Raw genomic sequence first — 22,997 nt, 5'->3', positions numbered from 1 at the left:
GGGGCCATTCGGTCAGATCGCGGCGGCCAGCGTCACCACCCCCGCCGCGACCAGCACCCCGGCCCAGAGCCGGTCCACGTTGAACCAGGCCCGGCGCAGCACCCCGACCCCCAGCACCTCGTACACCACCAGCGCGACGGTCGACGCGACGCCCAGCATGACCAGGGTGTGCACCCCGGCCGCGACCAGCCCCGGCAGCGCGCCGGCCGGCGCCGCCGCCAGGTGCCCGGCGTGCCCGCCGGCCGGCTGCGGGTCGGCCAGCAGCACCGGCAGCAGCATCAGCCCGGCGCCGTGCGCCGACGACATCAGGAACGACCAACCGGCCACCTGCGCCGCCGACAGCCGCATCCCGGCCCAGCGGAAGTGCCGCTGCGACAACAGCCGCCACAGCCCGAAACCGACCAGCACCGCCCCGCCGGTCACCGTCAGCGCGGTGCTGGCCGTGACCGAGCGGGTGGCGGTGACCAGCGCGGCGACCACCGCCACCGAGGCCAGGTGACCCGCCGCGACCGGGGGCAGCGCGGCCAGCAGCGCCGCCCGGCGACGCTCCTGCAACCCCCGGGCGACCGCGAGGAGCCACCCCATCGCCGGGTTCAACCCGTGGAACGCGCCGAGCGCCACCAACGCCAGCAGGGTCCGCCCGGTCACGGGAAGCAGTACGAGTCGGAGCTGGCGTCGCCGCCCTGCAACCGGGTCTGGTGCACCCGCAGCCCCCGGAACTCCTCGCCGCGCGGGAAGAACCGCACGTCCGGGGTGAGCCCGCCGCGTTCCGGGTCGACGTCCAGCTTGGCCAGCCAGGCGCCCACCCCGTCGGGATAGAACTGGTCGTCCCAGGAACCGTAGAGCGAGTTGCTGACGTAGACCCGCCGGCCGTCCCGGCTGATCTCCACCATCTGCGGGCCACCGGCCAGGGGCTCGTCCGGCGCGGCCGGGTGGGCGGTGCGGGCCACGATGCCGCCGAGCCGCACCGAGCCGACCAGCACCGGGTGGAACGGGTCGCTGACGTCGTACTGGCGCAGCTCCCCGGTGCCCCAGCAGGAGACGTAGAGGAACCTGTCGTCCACCGACAGGTCGATGTCGGTGACCAGCGGTGGCACCGCCCCGAACGGCTTGAGCAGGTCCGGCAGGTCGGCCGGGTCGGCGGGTTCCGCCGGGATGTCGATCACCCGGGTCACCGTCCACGGGGCGTCCGCACCCGCGCCGTCGCGGTGCCACAACCAGACCGACGCGGACAGGTCCTCGACGCTGATCACCACCCCCACGAAGCCGTACGACCGGGTCGGGTCGTGCGCGGGGCGCAGTTCGAGCGCCATCTGGTACTGGTCGCCGAGGTCGACCCGCTGCACGTGCCGGCGCTTGGCGAGGTCCCAGAAGTGGATCGCGTGCCCGTATTTGCGCCCCAGCAGCAGCTCGCCGACGATGCCGTCCTCGATCATCGACGGGGTGCCCCACTCGCTGGTGACCAGGACGTCCTGGGTGAGGTGCCACCACACGTCGTACGCCAGGAACTGCGGGCCCCGGTCGGCCTCCCAGGCGCCCCGGACGGCGAACGTGGTGTGGTCGAGCACGGCGATGCCGCCGGGACCCTCGGCACCGTCGACGCCGCCGAGCGCCGACAGGTAGATGCCGTCGGGGCCGCAGTGCACGGTGTGCGGGCGGGAGTAGCCGGACTTCTCGGCCAGTTCCTGCGCGCCGATCACCTTCACCAGCTGCGGGGCGCGCGGGTCCGGCCGGGTGTCGAACACGTGGATGCGCGACGACCGCAGCCCCGGCACGATCAGGTAGCGCCGCTCGACGTGCGGGTGCGGTGCGGTGGGGCAGAGCGCGCTGCTGCACGCGTTCCACCCGAAGTGGTGCAGCTCGTCGCCGGTGTGCGGCAGGTCGGTCCAGCCGACCACCCGGCCGTAGTCGGCGGAGTCCGGGTCGGTGTCGAGCACGACGATCGCGTCCGGCCGCTGCGCCGCACGGTCGAACGCGGCGACGTAGGCCAGCTTCTCGGCGGGCGCGGTGGCCGCCTCGCGGGGGGAGGGGTAGAAACTCGGGTCGGGTGTCCAGCGGGTCATGGTCGGCTCCGGGGTCAGGCGGCGGGTACGCCGAGGCGGTCGAGTAGCCGGCGACGCAACGCGCCGAAGGCGGGCTGGTCGGGGGAGCGGGCCGGTCGGTCGGCGGACCGGCCGGCGGGGCCGAGGTCGACGGGGATCTCCTCGGCGATGACGCCCCCGTCGAGCAGCAGGATGCGGTCGGCGAGCAGCAGCGCCTCCTCGACGTCGTGGGTGACCAGCAGGGCGGCGAAGCCGTGCTCGGCGCGTAGCCGGCGCAGCAGGGACTGCATCCGCAGTCGGGTCAGCGCGTCGAGTGCCCCGAACGGCTCGTCGAGCAGCAGCAGGTCCGGCTCCCGGACCAGGGCCCGGGCCACCGCGACCCGTTGCGCCTGACCGCCGGAGAGTTCCGCCGGCCAGGCCCGGTGTCGGTCGGCCAGCCCCACCTCGGTCAGCGCCCGGTCCACCCGGGAGCGCACGTGGGGACCGGTCAACCCCAGCGCAACGTTGTCGCCGACCCGCTTCCAGGGCAGCAACCGGTGTTCCTGGAAGACCACGGCGGCGGTGCCGCGCACCCGGGTCCGGCCGGTGGCCTCGGCGTCCAGGCCGGCGAGGACCCGCAGCAGGGTGCTCTTGCCGGACCCGCTGCCGCCGAGTAGCGCCACCACCTCACCGGCGGCGATGGTCAGGTCGACCCCGGCGAGCACCGGCCGGCCGTCGAAGGCCCGCCGCACCGCATGGGCGGTCAGCACCGTGGCCCCACCGGTCACCCCGTCCGCCCGGGCGGGTGCCCCGTCCGCGTCGCCGGCCGGGCCGGTCAGGTCGCGCGCAGGCCGCGTCGCCACGTCAGGGTCCTCCTCTCCAGGATCCGTAGGGCGAGGTCGGACAGCAGGCCGAGCAGCGCGTAGACGACCAGGCCGAGCACCACCACGTCGGTCTGGCTGAACTCCCGGGCCTCCATCATCAGAAAGCCGATGCCGGTCTGGGCGTTGATCTGTTCGCCGACGACGAGGCTGAGCCAGGCCGCCCCGATCGCCAGTCGCAGCCCGAGGAACAGCGACGGCAGCGCCCCGGGCAGCACCACGTGCCGCAGCCGGGCGGCGGGCCCGAGGCCGCAGGTGCGGGCTGCCTCGACGAGCCGTTCGTCGATGTCCCGGATGCCAGCGTAGGTGTTGAAGTAGATCGGAAAGAACACCCCGAGTGCGACCAGGGTTACCTTCAGCGACTCGCCGATCCCCACCCAGATGATCAGCAGCGGGACGAGTCCCAGGTGGGGCAGCATCCGGGCCATCTGCACCGGCGGGTCGACCAGGTCGTCGCCGAGGCGGAGCAGCCCGGCGGCGACGCCGAGGACCAGCGCCAGCAGCCCGCCGAGGAGCAACCCGACGCCGGCCCGGGTGAGGGAGTCGAGCAGGTGGACGCCGAGGGTGCCGTCGCCGGCCAGTCGTACGCCGGTGGCGAGCACCCGGCTCGGCGCGGGCAGTTTCTCCGGGGCGAGCAGTCCGGCGTGGGCGGCGGCCTCCCACCCGGCGACGAGCACGACCGGGCTGACCAGTCGCCGCCAGCGCAGGCCGGCACGTCGTCGCGGGCCGGCGTCGGGTGGTGCCGCGACGGCGGCCGGTGGCGCGCTGACCAGCACGGTGCTGCTCACTGGAACACCGCGCTGAACCGGTCGTCCACCCGACCGGCGATGTCGACCGGGCCGGGGACGAGCTCGAGGGTGGTGAAGCCGTCCGCGATGGCCTGGAGTTCGGTGCCGACGGCAGGGGTGACCGGGGCCAGCGGGCGGGCGCTGCGGGCCAGGGCCCGGGTGGTGACGTCCAGCGGGATCTTCAGCTCGGGGGCGAGCACCGTGGCGCGTTCGGCCGGGTTGGCGATCCCCCAGTCGGTGACCTTCCGGTACGTGGTGAGGAAGGCGCGGACGTCGTCGGTGCGGTCCCGGACCACCTCGGGTGAGGCCAGCACGTACTCCCGGTTGCTGGCCAGGCCGGTGGCGTCGGCGAGGACCTTCACCCCGGGCTGCTCGGCGAGGGCGAAGTACGGGTCCCAGATGATCCAGGCGTCGATCTGGCCGTTGTCGAACGCAGGCCGTCCCTCGGCCGGCTTGAGGTACTTGACGGTGATGTCCTTCAGCGTCATGTTGTTGGCCGCCAGCAGCCGGACCAGCAGCCAGTGCACGTTGCTGCCCTTGTTCAGCGCCACCGTCCGGCCGCGCAGGTCGGCGAAGGTCTTCAGGCCGCTGCTCTCCTTGACCAGCACCGCCTCGCCCTGGGGGATCGGGGCGGAGGTGCCGACCACCGAGAAGGGGATCTTCGCGGCGGCGGCGAAGATCGGGGGTGCCTCGCCGACCTGTCCGATGTCGATCGCGCCGGCCTTGAGCGCCTCGGTCAGGGCGGGGCCGCTCTCGAACAGCGACCACTGCGCGTCCGGGGCGGCGTTGCGGGCCTTGACCAGGCTCAGCCCGCCGAAGCGCTGGTAGCCGATGCGCAGCGGGCCGCTGCCGGCCTGGGCGTCGGCGTCGTCGGTGCAGCCGCTGACCCCGCCGACGGCGACCAGGGACAGGGCGGTGAACAGGGTGGTGGCCAGCCGGCGCAGGTTCCTCGGCGGGGTGGACATGTCGGCTCCTCGGGAGTGGACGATGTGCTCGCGACGCCGCAGGTCGGCGGCGGGCAGTAACCTACCAAACCGATAGGTTTTATGGGTAGCCTGTCCTGGTTGTCGTCCCATCCCTCAGGAGGACCCCCGATGCCGCTGACCTTCCACTGGTTCCTGCCCACCTACGGCGACAGCCGCGACATCGTCGGCGGTGGTCACGGCGTCGCGGTCGGCACCGCCGGTGGGGCCCGCCCCGCCACCGTCGCCTATCTCGGGCAGATCGCCCGCAGCGCCGAGCAACTCGGCTTCGTCGGCGCGCTCACCCCAACCGGGGCCTGGTGCGAGGACGCCTGGCTGGCCACCGCGATGCTCGCCGAGGTCACCGAACGACTGAAGTTCCTGGTGGCGTTCCGCCCCGGCCTGCTCTCACCCACCCTCGCCGCCCAGATGGCCGCCACCTTCCAGCGCCTGTCCGGCGGCCGGCTGCTGCTCAACGTGGTCACCGGCGGGGAGTCCGCCGAGCAACGCGCCTACGGCGACTTCCTCGACAAGGACGCCCGGTACGCCCGCACCGACGAGTTCCTGCACGTCGTGCGGTCACTGTGGCGGGGGGAGACCGTCGACCACGTCGGGGAACACCTGCGCGTCGAGGGCGCCCGGCTGGCCCGGCTGCCCGACCCGGTGCCCCCCGTCTACTTCGGTGGCTCGTCCACCGCCGCCGGCCCGGTCGCCGCCCGGCACAGCGACGTCTACCTGACCTGGGGTGAGCCGCCCGCCCAGGTGGCCGGCAAGCTCGACCACATCCGCGCCCTGGCGGTCGCCGCCGGCCGGTCGCCGCGCTTCGGTATCCGGCTGCACGTCATCGCCCGGGACACCGCCGAGGCGGCCTGGGCGCAGGCCGGCCGGCTGCTCGACGGCATCGACGAGGCCGACATCCGGGCCGCCCAGGAGGGGCTGCGGCGCAGCGAGTCCGAGGGGCAGCGCCGGATGCTGGCCCTGCACGGCGGTAGCCGCGACGGGCTGGAGGTCGCCCCGAACCTCTGGGCCGGAGTGGGGCTGGTCCGGGGCGGGGCCGGCACCGCCCTGGTGGGCAGCCACACCGAGGTCGCCGACCGGATCGCCGAGTACCACGCGCTCGGCATCGACGAGTTCATCCTCTCCGGCCACCCGCACCTGGAGGAGGCGTACTGGTTCGGTGAGGGGGTGCTGCCGATCCTGCGGGCCCGGGGCCTGTGGCGGCATCCCGCCGGTGAGCCGGCCCCCGACCCGACGCCGAGCGTCCCGTTCGCCCCGCAGCCCGCCCGGGTCTGACCACGGCGCGTCCGGCGGGTCCGGCACCTGCGGCGGGTCCGCGCCGGCCGGGCGCGGCGGGGTCAGTGCCGGCTGGCCAGGAAGTCGGCCAGCACCCGGGTGTGGGTCGAGAAGGCCAGCTCGACCGGCTCGGTGAGGACCAGCCACTCGGTGGCCTCCTCGGTCGGCGTCGACGGGGGGAGCTGTGCGGCCGGCCGCTCCGGCAGCACCCCGAAGATCATCATGGTGCCGCCGTGCGGGGCGCCGTGCACCGCGAACAACCGGGCCCGCTGCGCCTCGTCGACCAGCCCCGTCTCCTCCCGCAGCTCCCGGACCAGCGCCTCGGACCACTCCTCGCCGTACTCGACGAACCCGCCGGGCAGGGCGAGCTGGCCCCGGGCCGGTTCGATGTCCCGGCGCACCACCACCAGGCCGAGCCCGGCGTCGGTCCGTACCGGCAGCAGCGCGACCGCGACCGGGGTGGGGTTGCGCCACACCGTCTGGCCGCAGGCCGGGCAGAGCCGGGGCCAGTCGGCGTCCGGCGGGTAGGCCGCCCCGCAGTAGTGGCAGTGCGCGTACGGCAGGACGGTCATGCCGCCGCACGTTACCGCCCCCGGGCCACCCCGCTCAGGGCAGGTCCGCCGTCGGCCCGAGGTCGGTCGGCCGGTCGTCGCGCAGGATCTCCCGGGCCTCCATCAGGGCGAACCCGAGCAGGTTGAGCCCACGCCAGCGGGCCGGGTCCTCGGCGCGCGGGTCGTCGGGGGCCAGCCCGACCCCCCACACCCGGTCGACCGGGCTGGCCTCCACCAGCACCCGGTCCCCGGTGCCCAGCAGGTACGCCCGCAGGTCGGCGTGCTGGCCGAACTTGGCCAGGCTGCCGGCCAGCACGACGGCGTACCGCTCGGCCTCCCACACCGCCTGGTCGAACCCGCGGACCTGGCGGCCGACCCCCTTGGCCTGCTGCGGGTGGCCGGCGGCGAGCACCCGCTCCCCGGCGTCGGCGTCGTCGAACAGCAGCGCCTTGCGCCACATCATCCAGTGCTCGGCGGTGGCGAAGCGCCGCCCGTCGACGGTGAACGCCGCCGGCCACCACTGGCTCAGGCAGCCGCGGCCGACGGTGCCGTCCCGCTGCGGCTGGTGTCCCCAGAAGCAGAGGTAGCGCACCCGGTGCCCGGCGCGGTGCAGGGCGAGGACGTCTTCGGCGCGGCGCATCGACATGCCGCACAGTGTCCCTGCCGGCACCGACAACCCGCGCCCGGGTTTCGCCCGGACCCGGTGCGGGCCCCCGGGGTCAGGCCGGCGGCGTGCCGGTGTACGCGGCGATGGTCCGGGCGGCGGCGGCCCGGGCGGCCTGCGGGTCGGTGCCGCCGGCGATGTCGGCCTCGGCCCACGCCTCGCCGCTGAGCGTCATGAAGCGTCGCCCGTCCGCCGAGCCGATCCATTCGGCGGCCTGGTCGGGGGTGACGCCTCCACCGTCGGCGTCGAGGTGGCTGGCGAGGCCGAGCAGGCCGGAGTCCCAGCCGACGCCGACCGTGCCGGGGCCGTACTCGGTCCACCGGACGTCGTCGACGTGGGCGACGTGTTCCAGGGTGAACCGGGTCCGCTCGTCGCCCTCCGGGGTCAGGTGGACCTCGATCCAGCTGGTCTCGTCGCCCATCTCCCAGGTGGCGGCGAAGCTCTTCGGCGGGTCGCAGCGCTGCACCACGCCCCCGGCGTTGCCCTCGAACTGGTAGCGGCCGTGCAGCCGCAGGTCGCCTGAGATCGGCAGGAACCAGCGCGGGATGCGTTCGGCGCTGGTGCAGGCGTCCCAGAGGTCGTCCAGCGTCGTCGGGTACGTCTGGCTGATGGTCAGCACCCGTGCCTCACCCGCCTCCAGGGTGCGGCTGCCCACGGTGCGTCGTACGGCGCTGATCTGGTGGCTGGTCTCGATCATGAGGTGCTCCGGTGCTCGGTCGGGTCGTCCGTCGTGGTGTGCGCCCGCCGTTCGCGCCGACCCCGGGCGATCTCGGTGGCCAGGGCGTCCAGGGCCGGCGTCCAGAACCGGCGGAATCCCTCCAGCCACCTGTCGACCTCCCGCAGCGGAGCGGGGTCGACCGCGTAGAGCCGACGGGCGCCCTGCGGGCGGACCGTGGCGAACCCGTTGTCCCGCAGCACCTTGAGGTGCTGCGAGACGGCGGGCTGGGTGATCCCGAACTCCTCCTGGATGACCGCGCAGACCCCACCGGCGCTCCGTTCGCCCTGCGCGAGCAGTTCGAGGATGCGCCGGCGTACCGGGTCGCCGAGGACGTCGAAGGCGTGCACGGTCCCCTTTGTATCAGGCATGGCTTATATAAGCAATCAACCCAGTCGAGCGGCGACGGCGGAGCGCAGTTCGGGCAACCGGTCGTGCAGCAGACCCGGGCACTGGGTGCTGGCGAAGTCCTTGTGGCCGTAGATCTGGCTCGCCGGGATGGCGTACTGCTGGCAGGTGAACGCGCAGAACACCACCAGGCTGTCCCAGAGTGCCTGCGGCGGCTGCACGTCGACGTAGATCCCGTCGTTCTCGATGCCGATGGCCTGGCTGTTCTGCCCCACGCAGTGCGCGCCCTGCACCATCGTCTGCCCGTGCAGCAGCGCGTACAGGCTGCCGTGCCGGCCCTCGGTGAGCTGGCCGCCCCGGCTGTTGGTGAAGTGCTGCCCGGAGTCCAGCCAGCCGTTGCCGTCCATGTGCAGGTCCTGGATCTCCCGCGAGTTGGCGTACGCGTGGGCCAGGCTGTAGTCGGTCGAGTTCGGGAACGCCGTGTGATGCACGATGATCTTGTTGGGCCGGCTGCCGACCACGCTCACCGGCGAGGACGGCGGCCGGGCCCCCCAGGTGGCGCAGTTGGCGATCACCGGCTGGTCGACCCGACCGAGGACGACCCGGCCGTCGGCCGACGTGCTGCCGGTGGTCAGGGCGCTGCCGTGGGTCAGGGCGCTGGCGGTGGTCAGGGCCGGGTCGACGGCGGAGTGGCCCACGGCGGCGGCGCTCGCGGCGGATCCGCCGAACGGGTTCGGCGCGAGCGCCCCGGCGGTGCCGAGCAGGACCGCGCCGCGCAGCACGCTGCGCCGGGACACGGGTACGGACATGGCGGGCTCCTCAGGGGGTGGGGGAGGTGCCGGCCGGTCGACCATTGCGACGACTCCGGGGTGGCCGGGGGTCGTTGCCGGGCCGACCGGGCGGCTGCGGCGCTCCGGTCGGGTCAGCAGGGGCCGTTGCAGGCCAGCACCCGGAGCCGGTCGAGGGTGCCGTTCCAGACGTTCTGGTCGCCCGGGAAGGTGCCCGACGACGCCCACTGCCAGAAGGAGTACGTGGCCCAGCCGGCCGGCAGGGTGCCCACCGTGCCGGCGTACCGGGCGAGCCAGAGTGGGTTGGTGGCGGCGAAGCCGCTGTAGTTGCCGGTGCAGGTGGTCCACCAGTCGGTGGTGGTGTAGATCGTCGCCCAGCGCCCGGTGCGGGCGTAGTACTGGTTGACGAAGGACGCGATCCAGTTGCGCATCGCGCTCTGGCTCAGCCCGTAACAGGTCGCGCCGTAGGGGTTGTACTCGATGTCGAGCGCGCCGGGCAGCGTCCGGCCGTCCTTCGACCAGCCGCCACCGTGGTCGACGAAGTAGTTGGCCTGGGTCGCGCCGGTCGTGGTGTCCGGCCGGGCGAAATGGTACGAACACCGGATCATCCCGACGGTGTACGACCCGTTGTACTGCTGGGCGAAGTACGGGTTGGTGTAGTACGTGCCCTCGGTGGCCTTCACGTAGGCGAACCGGGCGCCGTTGTTCCAGGCGGCGGACCAGTTGACGTTGCCCTGGTAGCTGGAGACGTCCATGCCGGGCAGGCCGGCCGGGGCGGCGGTGGCCGGGGTGACGATGCCGAGGGTGGTGGCGGCGACCATGGTGACGGCCGCCAGCAGCGCGCCCGTGACCGCACGGAGACGGTTCATCTTTCCTCCCTGGGGGATGCCGCGTGGTTACGGCGGGAGCGACGAAAGGAACTGTCAGGTATTAGGTCACGGCCGGAGATAGGTTTCAATAGACTGAATCAAGATTATCTATTTCTGCACGTGGCGCTACCGTCCACCCGCCCGACAATCGCGGTGCGAGCGGATCCACCGGGCCCGGGTCGCGCGGTCTGCCCGACGGTCGAGAGGTGGGCGGGTCGACTGGTCCCGGGTCAGGCGGCGTAGTGGGCGAGGACCTCGGCCGCCGCCCGCTCGCCGGCCAGCACCGCGCCCTCCAGGTAGCCGGCCCACCGGGTCGCCGTCTCGGTGCCCGCCCAGTACACCCGCCCCACCGGCCGGCGCAGCTCGGGACCGTGGTCCCGCCACGAGCCGGGGGTCAACGCCCCGCAGAAGCAGCCCCGGGTCCACTCGTCGGCCGACCAGTCGTACTCGACGAGGTCGTCAGGCTCGGCGGCGGCCGGGCCGACCAGCCCCACCAGCGCGGCCAGCACCGCCGCCCGTCGCCGGCCCGGCGACAGCCGGCGCAGCTCCCGGGCCTGCCGGCCGTAGCTGAACGCGGTCAGCACCCCACGCGTCGAACCCGGCGTCGAGTTGTCCACCGTCTCGGTCAGCGGCCCGTCGGTCGACGTGGTCACCCCGGAACACCCGTCGGCCCGCCAGAACGGCGTCGGGTAGACCGCGTGCAGCTTCAACGCCGACCCCATCGGCATCCGCTGGGTCAACGCGTCGCGCAGGGCCGGCAGCGCCGGCGAGTACGCGATCCGGCCCGCCAGCGTCGGGGCCACCGCCACCACCACCGCCTCCGCCGGGTACGCCCCGTCATCGGTGTACGCCACCACCGGGTGCCCGTCCTGGTGGATCGTCCGCACCGGTGCCCCGGACCGTACCGTCCCCGGGGGCAGCGCCGCCGCCATCCGCTGCGCCAGCAGGGCCGGCCCGCCCACGATCCGATCCTGCTGGGCGCCCCCGGCCATCCCCAGCAGCAACCCGCTCCCACCGCCGCTGCGCAGGTAGAAGAGCACCTGCAACAGCGACACCTCGTCCGGGTCCGCCGCCAGCAACCCACCGGCGATCAGCCGACCCACGTACCGGGCCGTCACCGGATCGGGCGTGACCGTGGCCAACCAGCCGCCGAGGGTGAGCCGGTCCCACTCGTCCGCCCGCGCCGCCCGCCACGGGGCTGCCGGGTCCACCTCGGCGGCGAAGTCGTCGAGCAGGTTGACCGTCTGCCGGACCGACTCCGGCGGTGTCTCCTGCAGCCGACCGTCCCAGCGCACCACCGGCCTCCCGTACGCGGCCGACGGGAACGTGGTCAGCCCGTGCTCGGCCACCAGGGCGGCCATCCGTTCCTGGGTCGGGCCGATCCACTGCGCGCCCAGGTCCAGCGCCGTGCCGTCGTCCAGCCGCCGGGTCGCCACCCGCCCCCCGACCCGTTCCCGCGCCTCCAGCACCAGCACCCGTGCCCCACCCCGGCACAACACCGCCGCAGCGGCGAGCCCCGAGAAACCCCCACCGACCACCACCACCCGCACCGCCCGCGCATACCCCAACCACCCGCCGCTACGCCCACCCACCCGCTCCCGCGTCCGGGCATGTCGGGCCGGTGTGGCTGTCGAGGTGCCGCCGGGCCGGGGTGGGCTCAGTCGCGCAGGGTGCGCAGGATGCGGGTGAGGTCGGCGTGGTCGGTGGGGGAGAGGTGGCCGAAGAAGCGCTCCGCTTCGGCCGCGCGGGCCGTCCGGATGGCCGCGCCTACCCGCGTACCCTCGTCGGTCGGCGCGACCAGGGTCGCCCGCCGGTCGGCTGGGTCGGTGCGGCGCGCGACGAGCCCGCGTTCCTCCAGGCCGTCGACGACCTCGGTGGTGGAGCGGGGGGCGATGTGCAGGTGCTCGGCGAGGGCGCTGAGCCGCATCGCCCCGTGCCGGGTGAGCACCGCGAGGGCGCGGGCGTGTCCGGGGTTGACGTCCCAGGGTTCGAGGGTACGTCGGGACTGGTGGCGCAGCCGACGGGCCACCGCCCAGAACAACTCGGCGAGGCTCTCCCCGACCGGCTCGGCCGACGGCTCCACCGGAACGCCTGCGGACGGGTCGGCCGGGGCGCCTGCGGGCGGGTCGGCCAGGGGGTCGGCTGGCGGGTCGGATGTCGCACCGGTCACCGGAATACGGTAGCAGTGTTCACTGTTGCTACCTCATGATGAGGTAACCTCAGTAACTGGACCTGAACGGAACACCGGTTCGCCCGCTGTGCCGAGCGCACCGCGCCGCAGAGCGTGAACCTCCACCCCCGCGGACAACCCCGAACGGAAGAAGGACCCCCTTGGACACCACCCAGACCCACCGGGAGGGCCGCGGCGGCGCCCCCCGGACCGCCAGTGCCGCCGAGAAGACCCAGGCCCGTGCCGTCTCGCTGCGCCGCATCGGCCGGCTGTTCACCGCGTACCGTGGTCAACTGGCTGTGGTCACCGCGATCATCGTGGTGTCGTCGATGGTCGCGATGGCCTCGCCGTTCCTGCTGCGGGCGGTGATCGACCGGGCGCTGCCCGAGCGCGACCTGACCCTGCTGGTCTGGCTGGTCGTCGGCATGATCGCCGTCGCGGCGGTGACCGCCGTGCTCGGCGTGGCGCAGACCTGGATCTCCACCCGGGTCGGGCAGCTGGTGATGCACCGGCTGCGCACCGACGTCTTCGCCCACCTGCACCGGCAGTCGATCGCGTTCTTCACCCGCACCCGCACCGGCGAGGTGCAGTCGCGGATCACCAACGACATCGGCGGCATGCAGACGGTGGTCACCTCCACCGCCACCTCGATCGCGTCCAACCTGACCACGGTGGTCGCCACCCTGGTCGCCATGGTGGCGCTGTCCTGGCGGCTCACCCTGGTCTCATTGGTGGTGCTGCCGCCGGCCATCTGGCTCACCCGCCGGGTCGCCGCGATGCGCCGTGAGATCACCGCCCAGCGTCAGCAGGAGCTGGCCGACCTCAACGTCACCATCGAGGAGGGGCTGTCGATCAGCGGCGTGCAGCTCAGCAAGACCCTCGGCGCGGGTGACGCACTGATCGACCGGTTCACCAGCAGCTCGGCCCGCCTGGTCGATCTGGAGCTGCGCTCGGAGCTGGCCGGCCGCTGGCGGATGGCCACCATGACGATCATCTTCGCCGCCATCCCGGCGGTGATCTACCTCGGCGCGGGGCTGCCCGGTACCGCCGGCACGCTCAGCATCGGCACCCTGGTCGCCTTCACCGCCCTGCAGGGCGGGCTGTTCCGGCCGCTGATGGGGCTGCTCAACGTGGGTGTCACGCTGACCGCCTCGCTGGCGCTGTTCGCCCGGATCTTCGAGTACCTCGACCTGCCGGTGGAGGTGGACGACCCGGCCCGGCCGGTGACCATCGACCCGACCCGGGTGCGCGGGCACCTGCGCGTCGAGGACGTCACCTTCAGCTACCCGGGCAGCGACACCGCCGCCGTCGCCGGCATCAGCCTGGACGTCCCGGCGGGCACCAGCCTCGCCCTGGTCGGCGAGACCGGCTCCGGCAAGAGCACCCTCGCGGCCCTGGTCAGCCGGCTGCACGACCCGGACGCCGGCCGGATCACCATCGACGGTGTCGACCTGCGCGACCTGCGGCTGACCGACCTGGCCGCCGTCGTGGGCGTGGTCAGCCAGGAGACCTACCTGCTGCACACCACCATCCGGGAAAATCTGCGGTACGCGCGCCCCGACGCCACCGACGCCCAGTTGGCCGACGCCGCCCGCGCCGCGCAGATCCACGACCTGATCGCCGCCCTGCCCGACGGGTACGACACGGTCGTCGGTTCCCGGGGCCACCGCTTCTCCGGTGGCGAGAAGCAGCGCCTGGCCATCGCCCGTACGCTGCTGCGCGACCCCCGGGTGTTGGTGCTCGACGAGGCGACCAGCGCGCTGGACACCGAGACCGAACGCGCCGTCCAACGGGCCTTCGACACCCTCGCCGAGGGACGCACGGTGATCACCATCGCGCACCGGCTGTCCACGGTGCGCCACGCCGACCAGATCGCGGTGCTCGACCACGGCCGGATCGTCGAGTCCGGCACCCACGAGACGCTGCTGGCCCGCGCCGGCCGGTACGCCACCCTGGCCGGCTGACCCGGGCCGACCGGGCGGGCGGAGAACCCCCGATCTGCACAACGTGAATCCCCGATCATCGGTGACTAGAGTGACGCCGTGCAAAGTGGTGGTGTGCGGTCCCAGGTGCCGGTGCTGTACGTGGCGGACGCCGACGCGGCCCGACGGTTCTACGAGAACTTCGGCTACACCGAGATCCGGGCCGGCGGCGACGGTGGCTCACACTGGTCGTACCTGCGGTGCGGGGAGTTGACGCTGCTCCTGGCGGCGGTCACCCCCCGCCTGGTCACCGTCGAGCTGCCCCTGCTCGTCTACCTGTACGTCGACGACCTGACCGCGACCGCCGAGCGGCTCACCGCCGCCGGGCACCCGGTCGAGAAGAGCGGTTACCCGGAGCACGCCCCCGGGGGCGAGTGCCGGGTCACCGACCCCGACGGCAACGTGGTCGCCTTCGGGCAGCGGCAGGCCGTACCGCCGCAGGAGCGTGACCCGCAGGCGGGCGGTGAGGTGCGGTTCTCGCTGATCCGGGAGGCCGCCGAGGCGGCCGGTCGGCGCGGCGGCGCACCCGCCCGGTGCCAGATCGGCGGCCCGCGCGGTGAGCCCTGCCCCGAACCGGCGGAGGTCAAGCTCGCCGACTCGTGGGGCGACACGGCGTGGGGGTGCATGGCGCACGCCGACGAGACCCTGCTGACCGCACGCGGCGCGTTCCTGGCCACCGAGGACGGGATGGGCCTCGGCCCGTTCCTGCGCGCCCGCCAACCCCAGCCGGATCGGCAGGTTTCCGAACCCGCGCCGGGTGCCTGACCCGTCCACCCACCCCACCCCACCCCACCCACCCCACCCCCACACGGCGATCTACCCGGTGATCAAGAGGTTTACGTCAACTTTGATCTCCCCGATGACGCAAACTCCTTGATCACCAGGCGCGTGGCAGGCTCCGCGTCCCTCTGTCTCCGCTCCGCCTCGTTCGCTCCCCACGTCGAGCGTTATGCCCCGGTGATCAAGAGGTTTAGGTCATTCAGAAGATCAAAGTTGACGTAAACCTCTTGATCACCGGGGCGGGGCGGGGTGGGGCGGGGCGTGGTGGGGGTGGGGTGGGAGCGGGGCGGGGGTGGGGAAAGTGGTGGGAGCCGTGGGGGGTCTGGGTGCGTCCAAGGGGTATGACGAGTTTTCGAGGCATGTGGGTGGTGGTTGTTCCGGTGCTCCTGCTCACGGCGGCGTGTGCGGGGCAGGACGGGGCGGGTGTGGCCCCCGACGCGGTCCCATCCGCTCTTCCCGCTGATGTGCCGGTGCTGCTGATCGACTACACGGGTGGCTTCGTGCGGCCCGAGACCAATGTGACCCGGCTGCCGGCCGTCAGCGTCTACGGCGACGGTCGGGTGATCACCGAGGGGCCGACGATCCTGAGTTATCCCGGGCCGGCGCTGCCCAACATCCAGGTTCGCACGATCAGCAAGGCCGAGGTGGCGAAGCTGGTCGAGCAGGCCCGCGCCGCCGGGGTGGGCAGCTCCGTCGACGTGGGCACCCCGTCGATCACCGACGTGGCCACCACCCGGTTCACCATCCGGGGGCCGGTCGGCACCGAGCGGTTGGAGGTCTACGCCCTGGGTGAGGCGACCGGCCCGGAGGCCGGCCTGACCGCCGCCCAGCAGGCCGCCCGGGAGAAACTGCGGACCTTCGCCGACAAGGTGACCGATCCGGCGGGTGCCGCGACGCAGCCGTACCAGCCGACCGCCATCGCGGCGGTGGCCGGGCCGTGGGTCGCCACACCGGAGACCGCGAAGCAGCCCAGGGTGGAGTGGCCCGGCCCGGCGCTGCCCGGCACCAGTCTCGGTGAGGGGCTCCAACTGGGTTGCGTGACGGTCACCGGGGCCGCCGTGCAGCAGGTGATCGCCGCCGCCGACAAGGCCAACGCGGTGACCCCGTGGACCTCCGGCGGGAAACGCTGGTCGATCACCCTCCGGCCGCTGCTGCCCGACGAGACCGACTGCGCCAGCCTGTCCACCGACCGCTGAGGCGGCAGCGTGCGGTCGACCCGGTGGCGGGTCGACCGCACGCCGGCAGTGTGACGCCGACCGGGGTGGGGCTCGACGCCGGGGTTTGCGCCGGCGACCATCGCCGTACGCGGTGGGGCACTTGTTTCCATAGGCAACCATCACTACATTGGGGTCCGGGTGCCGCCCTGTTGCCGGGCGGCGGTGTGGCCTGAGCCGGGCTGTTGTCCACGTGCCGAGAGGCATGTCGACGCGCGAGCGATGTCGATGCTCCCGCGCCGTCGGTGTTTCCCCGACGGCCAGCCGGAAGGACCCCTGTGAGGATTTCCCGTACCCGTATCACCGCCGCCGTGGCTGCCACCGTCACAGCGGCGGCGGCCGTCACCACCGTGCTCGCCGGCACCGCCTCGGCGGCCCAGGGCTGCCGGGTCGACTACCAGCCCAACGAGTGGACCGGCGGCTTCACCGCCAACGTCCGGGTCTCCCCGGGCGACACCGCCCTGAGCAGTTGGACCGTCACCTGGTCCTACCCGGGCGGCCAGCGGATCACCGGTGGCTGGAACGCCCAGGTCAGCCAGGTCGGCAGCACGGTCACCGCCCGCAACGCCGCCTGGAACGGCAGTGTCCCGGCCGGCGGCTCGACCGAGTTCGGCGTCCAGGGCACCAGCACCTCGGGTTCCGCCGCGCCGACCGGGTTCGCGCTCAACGGCGTACCGTGCAACGGCGCTCCGCCGCCGACCACCACGCCGCCGCCCACGACCCCGCCCCGACGACGCCGCCGCCCACCACGCCGCCCCGACGACCCCGCCGCCGACCACGCCTCCGCCGACGACCCCGCCGCCCACGACGCCGCCGCCGACGACGCCCCCGCCCACGACCCCGCCGCCGACCACCCCGCCGCCGGCCGGGTGCGCCGGTGCGGTGCTCTGCGACGGATTCGAGAACCAGACCGGCTCGACGCCGGCCGGCGACTGGAGCGTGGTCAACCCGGACTGCTCCGGGGCGGGCCGGGCGGCGGTGGACACGACCACCACGCACAGCGGTAGCCGCTCGCTGCGCATCGACGGCGCGGCCGGTTACTGCAACCACGTCTTCGTCCGGTCCAACAAGGACCTCAGCGCCGTGGGCACCGTCCGGTACGGCCGGATCTGGCTGCGCCACACCACCGCCCTGCCGACCCAGCACGTCACCATGACGGCGATGACCGACGCCGCCGACGGCAACAAGGACCTGCGGATGGGCGGCCAGAACGGCGCGTTGCAGTGGAACCGGGCCTCCGACGACGCGACCCTGCCCGAGCAGAGCCCGGCCGGGGTGGCGTTGAGCGTGCCGCTGCCCACCGGGCGCTGGACGTGCCTGGAGTTCATGGTCGACGGCAACCAGGGTCAGCTGCGTACCTGGCTCGACGGCACCGCCATCACCGGGCTGACCGCCGACGGGGTGCCCACCCACGACGTCGACGGCCAGTGGCTCAACCGCACCTGGCGGCCCCGGCTGACCGACCTGAAGCTGGGCTGGGAGAGCTACGGCGAGGGCGCGGACACCATCTGGTACGACGACGTGGCCCTGGGCAGCAGCCGGATCGGCTGCTGACCCCCGCCGGGACCGGGTGGCCGACGGGGCTGCCCGGTCCCGGCCGTGTCGCCCGAGCATTTCAGCCGGCGGTGACGTGCCGATCATGGTGCGTTCATCCACGGTTGCCAGGCTGACCTCTGGTCGGCGGGGTTCGCCTCCCGCCAGAATGTGGCTGACCGGGATAACCATCCCGATCGATACGTTCCTGTCGGCCCCCGCGACCCGGAGGACCCGTTGCGCACTCCCGCGAACCCCGTCACCCCGTCACCGCCCCGACCGCCGCCGCCCCGCACCCCGCCACCCCGCACCCCGTCACCCGACCGCACCGGCTGCTGGGCACCCTCGCGCTGCTGACCGCCATGATCGCGGCGGTGCTGGTCGGGCCGTCCGTGGTGACCCCGAGGCTGGCCGACTCCGCGTCGGCGGCGGTCTACGGCTCCTGCACGATGTCCCGCTGCGCGGACGCCCGTACCGCCCGATCCGGCTGGTCGGCCAAGAGCTTCCCCACCAGCCGGGGCTGGTACGCCTGGAGCGGCGGCCTGTCGAACTTCGCCGGCGGCCAGTTCCACAACTACGAGGGGCAGCTCCCCGGCGGCGCCACCTACTACGAGTACGACGTCTACCCGCGGGTCTCCGGCGCGGCGCGGGACGCGTACCGCATCGTGGTGAACAGGAGCACCGGGGTGACCTGGTTCTCGCCCGACCACTACGCGAACTTCTACCGGATCTGAGCCAGGAACCATCGGGGTGGGCCGGTCGGCCGGCCCACCCCGGGTGAGCAGGAGGATGCACGATGACCGGACAGCGCCAGCCGGGCTGGCTGCGGGTGACCGACGAGCCGTCGCCGTCGGGGCATCCCACGCCGTCGCTCACCGTGGCCGGCGCGGCGGCCCGCACCCGTCCCGCGCTGTTCGACGCCCTCGCCGTCGCCCTCGACCTGCCCGGACACTTCGGCCGCAACTGGGACGCGCTCGCCGACGTGCTGGCCGAACGGCTCGACGCCGGCCCGCTCACCCTGGAGGTGATCGACGCCGGCCTGCTGCTCGCCGACGAGCCGTCCGGCCAGCTCGGCACACTGCTCGACGTGGTGGGCGGGGTGTCGGCGGGTGCCCGGGAGCCGGTCCGGTTGGTGCTGCGGGACACCCCGCAGGCGTTGCCCGCCCTGCGACTGCGGCTCTCCGCCGTCCTCGGCGGCTGTGGCGTGGCCGTCCCACCCGGCGGCGTGGCGCGCTGAGCCGTGCGGTGCCGTGCCGGGTCGGGTCGTTTCCGGCCACCGGCAGGCCCGGGGCGCTGAGCCGGCCCCGCCCGACCTGCCGGCGGGAGAGGCGCAGCGAAGGTGTCGGCGGGGCGAGGTCAGTTGGGGTGGTCGAGGATCGCGCTGAACCGCTCCTCGGCCAGGTCGAGCTGGGCGAAGATGTGCCGCTTCACCGGTGCCGACAGCGGGGTGTCCGGCCGGGCGATCAGATCCCGGAACACCGGCACCAGTGGGCGGTACTTCGCCGCCGAGCGGGCCACCTTGGGCCCGACGGCGTAGACCACCCCCACGCCGTTGTCGGTGAAGTCGGAGATCTTGATGACCCGGGCCCACGGCTCCCGGTCCAGGCTGGCCGCGACGTGCTCGCGGTACTGCACGTGCGGGTCCCGGTCCGGGTCGTACACCGGGTTGGTGACCGCGCCGACGAGCCGGGCCACCCGCGTCCCGAACCGGTCGGCCAGCGTGGCCAGCGCCGCCGCCGTCGGGTCGGACGCCTGCGTGCCGGCCAGCTCCCGGGGGTGGTCCTCCACCGCGTCGTGCAGCAGACCGGCGACGATCACGTCGACGTCGCGCACCTGGTAGTGGTGCATCATCCGGATCGCCACCCGCAGCAGGTGGTTGAGGTAGGGCTCCCGGGACCGGCGGTCGTCGCGGTGCAGCTCGGCGGCGAGGTCCAGGGCGGCGGTCAGCCGGTCCCGGTCGGCCGCCGCGAAGGCCGGCAGCTCCAGCCGGAACCGGGCCAGCAGGCCCGGCTCACCGTGCAGCTCGGTGATCGCGTGCATCGGCATGGTGGCGAGGTACGGCGGGAACTCCATCGCCTACTTATAGCCGATCTTCACTGTCCAGCGGACCCCGTCGTCGGGCATGTGACCGGGTCACCTCCTGCCGGAAAGGTGCTTGACCAGGCGTACCGTCGTCCCGTCGGAGGTGCCGTCGAGCTGTGCCTCGTCCATCAGCCGGGCCATGATCAGTCGCCCTCGGCCCCGGTCGCGCCCGTCGGAGGGTCCGTCGCGCCAGCCGCCGGTGTCGGACACCTCGATCTCCAGCCGGCCGGCGTGCAGTCCGGCCCGTACCGTGACGGTGGCCCCGGACGCGAAGCGGCAGCCGTGTTCGATGGCATTGGCGCACGCCTCGCCGACGGCGATCAGCACCACCTCCACGTCGGCCTCGTCCACCCCGGCCCCGGTCAGCCACGACCGCAGCGCCTCCCGGGTGGGGGAGAGCTGGGCCGGGTCGGCGGCCAGTGCGGCGCGGAACACCACCGGCGCGTCCCGGGCCGCCGGACCGGCAGGTGGTGGCGTGCCGGGCGGGTCGTGCGCGGGGTGGCGTGCGGCCACCAGGTCGGGGCAGCTCGCGCCGACGTCGCGTCCACCCGTCACCCGCGCCCACCTCCGCTGATCCTCGCCGCCGGGGCCGGGCCCGACCGTCGTTCCCGCCATTCTTCCTGTCCCGGCCGGCCGTACCCGGACCAGGGTCTTCCCGTGACGGTGACGCCGCACACGGGTCCGGCGGGCGGGTGCTCGGTGCCACCGGGCCCGGCCGGGTCGGTCGGCGGTGGGGGCTAGGAGGCCAGCCGTCCGGCGGGGTCGTGCACCGGGCCGGCGAGATCGAGGCCGCCGTCGGACTGGTTGATCTCCGACCAGACCGCGTCGAGGGAGAGGCCGAGGACGTCGGCGAGTACCGCGATGGTCGGGAAGGCGGGGGTGGCGACCCGGCCGGATTCGATCTTGCGGAGGGTCTCCGGGGAGAGCCCGGCGGCCAGCGCGGTGCCGAGCATCGACCGTTGGCCCCGGGCGCGGCGCAGCAGGGCGCCGAGGCGTTGTCCGCGTTCGACCTCGGCGGGAGTGAGCGGCAACCTGACCATGGCTGCGATTCTAGTACCGGGATAACATGACCGGGATACTTATTGGTGGTCCGAGGAAGGCGCTGCATGATCGAGATCCTGAACCCCGCCGACCTCCTGCGCGCGCGGGACACCGGCGCGCTGGTCGCCGACATCCTGCGGACGCTCAAGAGCCGCAGCGTGGTCGGCACCAACCTGCTGGAGATCGACAGGTGGGCGCACCAGATGATCGTCGAGGCCGGTGCGCAGTCCTGCTACGTCGACTACGAGCCGTCCTTCGGACGCGGGCCGTTCGGCCACTACATCTGCACCTCCGTCAACGACGCGGTGCTGCACGGCCTGCCCCACGACTATCCGCTCGCCGACGGTGACCTGCTCTCGCTCGACCTCGCGGTCTCCCTCGGCGGCGTGGTGGCCGACTCGGCCATCAGCTTCGTCGTGGGCGACACACCGTCCCCGGAGAGCGTCGCGCTGATCGACGCGACCGAACGCGCGCTGGCCGCCGGGATCGCCGCCGCCGGCCCCGGAGCCCGCGTCGGCGACATCTCGTACGCCATCGGCAGCGTCCTCGGCGCGGCGGGATACCCGATCAACACCGAGTTCGGGGGGCACGGCGTCGGCTCCACCATGCACCAGGACCCGCACGTGTCCAACACGGGCCGGCCCGGTCGCGGTTACCGGCTGCGCCCCGGGCTGCTGCTGGCCCTGGAACCCTGGATCATGGCGGACACCGCCGAACTCGTCACCGACCGTGACGGCTGGACACTGCGCAGCGTGACCGGCTGCCGGACGGCACACAGCGAACACACCATCGCCATCACCGACGACGGCGCCGAGGTGATGACCCTGCCGAAGTAGCCCCCGGCCCGGTCAGCGCCGCCCCGGCCGATGTCACGCCGGCCGGGACGACCGACCGGTCGGACCGCACCGGCGACGGCGCGGCCCGACCGGAACGGGTCACCGTGACAGTCGGCCCCGGACGCGGGTCACCAGGGCAGTCGACCGGCCCCGGCGAACGGCCCCACCACGAGCGGCACCAGCGGCGCGGGCACCGGCTGCGCCGCGCGCAGGGTCGGCGTCCAGCCGGCGTCGCCGCCCAGATCCGGGTCGTGGGTCGCGTTGTAGGCGGCCACCAGGTCGACCGGGCGGGGCAACGCCCGGTCGGCGTCGACCCAGTTGCCCCGGGTGGTGACGGCGGTGCCACCCCAGTCGTAGAGCAGGCCGTCGGGGGCGATGCCGGCACCCAGGGTGAAGAAGTTGTTCTCCACGTACGCGGCGGACTGCACGCCCACCCCGATCGCGTACGCGAAGTCGTCGCCGGCCAGCCGGTACCAGTTGTTGTAGACGTCGACCTGGCCGAACCGCACCCGGGGCAGCCGCTGGAGCACCCGGTCGAACAGGTTGTGGTGCAGCGTCACCTTCAACCGGCCGACGTCCGGCCCGACCGTGTTGGACGAGCCGATCAGCATCAGCTTGTCCCGTCCGGTGAACCGGTTGTACGAGGCGGTCACCAGGCTCGCCGTGTGGGTGACGTCCAGCGAGCCGTCGTGCACCTGGTACGGCCGGCCGAAGTACACCGGCTGCCCGCTGTCCGGGTTGTCGCCGTCGGTGAAGGTGTTGTGGTCGACCCAGACGTGCTCGCTGCGGCGTACCGAGACCTGGTCGTACTGGGAGTTCCAGTTGCCGGTCGCGCCGTCGGTGGGCGACCAGGCCGGGAAGCAGTCCCGGGCGTCGTCGAAGGTCAGGTTGCGCACGATGACGTTGCTGGCCCCGTCGATCATCAGGGTCAGCCCGGTGAGGGTGGCCCCGTGCCGGCCGACGATGGTGGTGTTGGGCCCGACGTTGATCTGCGTCTGGCGGGTCTGGTTGGCCACCGAGCGCACCCGGGCCGCCTCCAGCGCCCCGGTCGGCGGCACCATGCCCCATACCGCAGGGTCGTACGCGGCCAGGTACGCCGGCAGGCTGTACTCCGGGTCGGCCAGGTCGGCACAGCCGAGCAGGTGGCCGTCGTCGGCGGCGAACCCGTCGACGGTGCCGTCCACGACGATCACCTTCGGGGTGGCGTTGCTCTTGTTGGTGGCGTTGTCGCCGCCCAGCGCGCGGACCAGGTCGGCCCGGCTGCGCACCAGGTGGACCTGGTCCGGGGCGGCCGCCGCGCCGCCGGTGGTGCCGGGGCCGTCGGCCGCCCAGCCGTCACCGGCCGGCAGGGTCTGCCGGGCGAACCGCTCGACGCCCCGGGGCGGCCCGTCGGGTGGCGCGGCGTACGCGGCGGTGCCCGAGGTCAGCAGGAGGGTGAGGGCGACCAGGGCCGCCCCGGTGGTGCGTGGACGCATGGGA

General features: G+C 73.6%; 26 protein-coding genes. 9 read left to right on the top strand and 17 right to left on the bottom strand.

All coding sequences use genetic code 11. The features are described from left to right. Window positions 1–12: 12 nt before the first annotated feature. Genes J7462_RS06185 through J7462_RS06165 form a run of 5 tightly spaced genes read right to left on the bottom strand, consistent with a single transcriptional unit; the run spans window position 13 to window position 4,655 of the window. Complete coding sequence (locus J7462_RS06185) at window positions 13–648, bottom strand: hypothetical protein (RefSeq protein WP_219462561.1); 636 nt, start codon at window positions 646–648, stop codon at window positions 13–15. Continuing rightward, entirely contained in the window at window positions 645–2,063 is a 1,419-nt protein-coding gene (locus tag J7462_RS06180; RefSeq protein ID WP_219462559.1) for a selenium-binding family protein, read from the bottom strand. The genes J7462_RS06185 and J7462_RS06180 overlap by 4 nt, the downstream gene beginning before the upstream one ends. A gap of 14 nt (window positions 2,064–2,077) precedes the next feature. After that, a complete protein-coding gene (locus J7462_RS06175; protein WP_374197506.1) occupies window positions 2,078–2,884 on the bottom strand; it encodes an ABC transporter ATP-binding protein in 807 nt (268 codons plus the stop codon). After that, entirely contained in the window at window positions 2,857–3,690 is an 834-nt protein-coding gene (locus J7462_RS06170) for an ABC transporter permease (protein WP_219462557.1), read from the bottom strand. The genes J7462_RS06175 and J7462_RS06170 overlap by 28 nt, the downstream gene beginning before the upstream one ends. Next, window positions 3,687–4,655, bottom strand: a complete 969-nt coding sequence (locus J7462_RS06165) for an aliphatic sulfonate ABC transporter substrate-binding protein (RefSeq protein ID WP_219462533.1) — start codon at window positions 4,653–4,655, stop codon at window positions 3,687–3,689. The genes J7462_RS06170 and J7462_RS06165 overlap by 4 nt, the downstream gene beginning before the upstream one ends. A gap of 129 nt (window positions 4,656–4,784) precedes the next feature. Here J7462_RS06165 and J7462_RS06160 point away from each other — a divergent pair, with 129 nt between their 5' ends. Beyond that, a complete protein-coding gene (locus J7462_RS06160; protein WP_219462532.1) occupies window positions 4,785–5,945 on the top strand; it encodes an LLM class flavin-dependent oxidoreductase in 1,161 nt (386 codons plus the stop codon). Between the two features lie 62 nt (window positions 5,946–6,007). Here the strand turns inward: J7462_RS06160 and J7462_RS06155 are convergent, their stop codons facing one another. From J7462_RS06155 to J7462_RS06120, 8 genes are all read right to left on the bottom strand, one after another. Further along, a complete protein-coding gene (locus J7462_RS06155) occupies window positions 6,008–6,517 on the bottom strand; it encodes an NUDIX domain-containing protein (protein ID WP_219462530.1) in 510 nt (169 codons plus the stop codon). Between the two features lie 34 nt (window positions 6,518–6,551). Continuing rightward, window positions 6,552–7,142 carry an NADAR family protein gene (locus tag J7462_RS06150; RefSeq protein ID WP_255597604.1) on the bottom strand — a complete coding sequence of 197 codons (591 nt, stop codon included), beginning with the start codon at window positions 7,140–7,142 and terminating at the stop codon, window positions 6,552–6,554. A gap of 73 nt (window positions 7,143–7,215) precedes the next feature. Then, window positions 7,216–7,857 (bottom strand): SRPBCC family protein, encoded by a 642-nt coding sequence (locus J7462_RS06145; RefSeq protein ID WP_219462527.1) that lies wholly within the window; start codon window positions 7,855–7,857, stop codon window positions 7,216–7,218. After that, window positions 7,854–8,225 (bottom strand): helix-turn-helix transcriptional regulator, encoded by a 372-nt coding sequence (locus tag J7462_RS06140; protein ID WP_204922997.1) that lies wholly within the window; start codon window positions 8,223–8,225, stop codon window positions 7,854–7,856. The genes J7462_RS06145 and J7462_RS06140 overlap by 4 nt, the downstream gene beginning before the upstream one ends. Before the next feature lie 36 nt (window positions 8,226–8,261). Beyond that, a complete protein-coding gene (locus J7462_RS06135; RefSeq protein ID WP_255597603.1) occupies window positions 8,262–9,032 on the bottom strand; it encodes a peptidoglycan recognition family protein in 771 nt (256 codons plus the stop codon). Window positions 9,033–9,145: 113 nt separating this feature from the next. Further along, complete coding sequence (locus J7462_RS06130; RefSeq protein WP_219462525.1) at window positions 9,146–9,880, bottom strand: lysozyme; 735 nt, start codon at window positions 9,878–9,880, stop codon at window positions 9,146–9,148. Window positions 9,881–10,110: 230 nt separating this feature from the next. Beyond that, complete coding sequence (locus J7462_RS06125; protein ID WP_305072038.1) at window positions 10,111–11,448, bottom strand: FAD-dependent oxidoreductase; 1,338 nt, start codon at window positions 11,446–11,448, stop codon at window positions 10,111–10,113. Window positions 11,449–11,537: 89 nt separating this feature from the next. Then, window positions 11,538–11,963: a MarR family transcriptional regulator gene (locus tag J7462_RS06120; protein ID WP_219470050.1), complete on the bottom strand. Its 426-nt coding sequence runs from the start codon at window positions 11,961–11,963 to the stop codon at window positions 11,538–11,540. 248 nt (window positions 11,964–12,211) lie between these two features. On the opposite strand from J7462_RS06120, the gene J7462_RS06115 reads away from it, so the two are divergent. From J7462_RS06115 to J7462_RS06090, 7 genes are all read left to right on the top strand, one after another. Next, the gene (locus J7462_RS06115; protein ID WP_219462523.1) at window positions 12,212–14,014 is read left to right on the top strand and encodes an ABC transporter ATP-binding protein; all 1,803 of its coding nucleotides are present in this window, start codon (window positions 12,212–12,214) and stop codon (window positions 14,012–14,014) included. 78 nt (window positions 14,015–14,092) lie between these two features. Next, window positions 14,093–14,797 carry a glyoxalase/bleomycin resistance/extradiol dioxygenase family protein gene (locus J7462_RS06110; protein WP_219462521.1) on the top strand — a complete coding sequence of 235 codons (705 nt, stop codon included), beginning with the start codon at window positions 14,093–14,095 and terminating at the stop codon, window positions 14,795–14,797. A gap of 356 nt (window positions 14,798–15,153) precedes the next feature. Next, complete coding sequence (locus tag J7462_RS06105; RefSeq protein WP_219462520.1) at window positions 15,154–16,008, top strand: hypothetical protein; 855 nt, start codon at window positions 15,154–15,156, stop codon at window positions 16,006–16,008. A 329-nt stretch (window positions 16,009–16,337) separates the two neighbouring features. Continuing rightward, entirely contained in the window at window positions 16,338–17,033 is a 696-nt protein-coding gene (locus J7462_RS31880; protein ID WP_308290778.1) for a cellulose-binding domain-containing protein, read from the top strand. Further along, complete coding sequence (locus J7462_RS31875) at window positions 16,966–17,580, top strand: hypothetical protein (protein ID WP_374197505.1); 615 nt, start codon at window positions 16,966–16,968, stop codon at window positions 17,578–17,580. The genes J7462_RS31880 and J7462_RS31875 overlap by 68 nt, the downstream gene beginning before the upstream one ends. A gap of 341 nt (window positions 17,581–17,921) precedes the next feature. Further along, window positions 17,922–18,293 carry a ribonuclease domain-containing protein gene (locus tag J7462_RS06095; protein ID WP_219462518.1) on the top strand — a complete coding sequence of 124 codons (372 nt, stop codon included), beginning with the start codon at window positions 17,922–17,924 and terminating at the stop codon, window positions 18,291–18,293. Window positions 18,294–18,355: 62 nt separating this feature from the next. After that, the gene (locus J7462_RS06090) at window positions 18,356–18,796 is read left to right on the top strand and encodes a barstar family protein (RefSeq protein WP_219462516.1); all 441 of its coding nucleotides are present in this window, start codon (window positions 18,356–18,358) and stop codon (window positions 18,794–18,796) included. Window positions 18,797–18,915: 119 nt separating this feature from the next. Here the strand turns inward: J7462_RS06090 and J7462_RS06085 are convergent, their stop codons facing one another. From J7462_RS06085 to J7462_RS06075, 3 genes are all read right to left on the bottom strand, one after another. Continuing rightward, entirely contained in the window at window positions 18,916–19,632 is a 717-nt protein-coding gene (locus J7462_RS06085) for an HD domain-containing protein (RefSeq protein ID WP_219462514.1), read from the bottom strand. A gap of 60 nt (window positions 19,633–19,692) precedes the next feature. Beyond that, complete coding sequence (locus J7462_RS06080) at window positions 19,693–20,196, bottom strand: ATP-binding protein (protein WP_308290777.1); 504 nt, start codon at window positions 20,194–20,196, stop codon at window positions 19,693–19,695. A 182-nt stretch (window positions 20,197–20,378) separates the two neighbouring features. Further along, a complete protein-coding gene (locus tag J7462_RS06075) occupies window positions 20,379–20,681 on the bottom strand; it encodes a helix-turn-helix domain-containing protein (RefSeq protein ID WP_219462511.1) in 303 nt (100 codons plus the stop codon). 66 nt (window positions 20,682–20,747) lie between these two features. On the opposite strand from J7462_RS06075, the gene map reads away from it, so the two are divergent. Continuing rightward, window positions 20,748–21,518: a type I methionyl aminopeptidase gene (map, locus tag J7462_RS06070; protein WP_219462508.1), complete on the top strand. Its 771-nt coding sequence runs from the start codon at window positions 20,748–20,750 to the stop codon at window positions 21,516–21,518. A gap of 128 nt (window positions 21,519–21,646) precedes the next feature. On the opposite strand, the gene J7462_RS06065 is transcribed toward map, so the two are convergent. Then, a complete protein-coding gene (locus tag J7462_RS06065; protein WP_219462506.1) occupies window positions 21,647–22,993 on the bottom strand; it encodes a polysaccharide lyase family 1 protein in 1,347 nt (448 codons plus the stop codon). Between the last annotated feature and the right edge of the window lie 4 nt (window positions 22,994–22,997).

This window comes from Micromonospora sp. RL09-050-HVF-A (assembly GCF_019374995.1).
Taxonomy (GTDB): domain Bacteria; phylum Actinomycetota; class Actinomycetes; order Mycobacteriales; family Micromonosporaceae; genus Micromonospora; species Micromonospora antibiotica.
The sequence above is the reverse complement of the archived record's forward strand: the minus strand, read 5'-3'. Positions and strand labels throughout refer to the sequence as shown.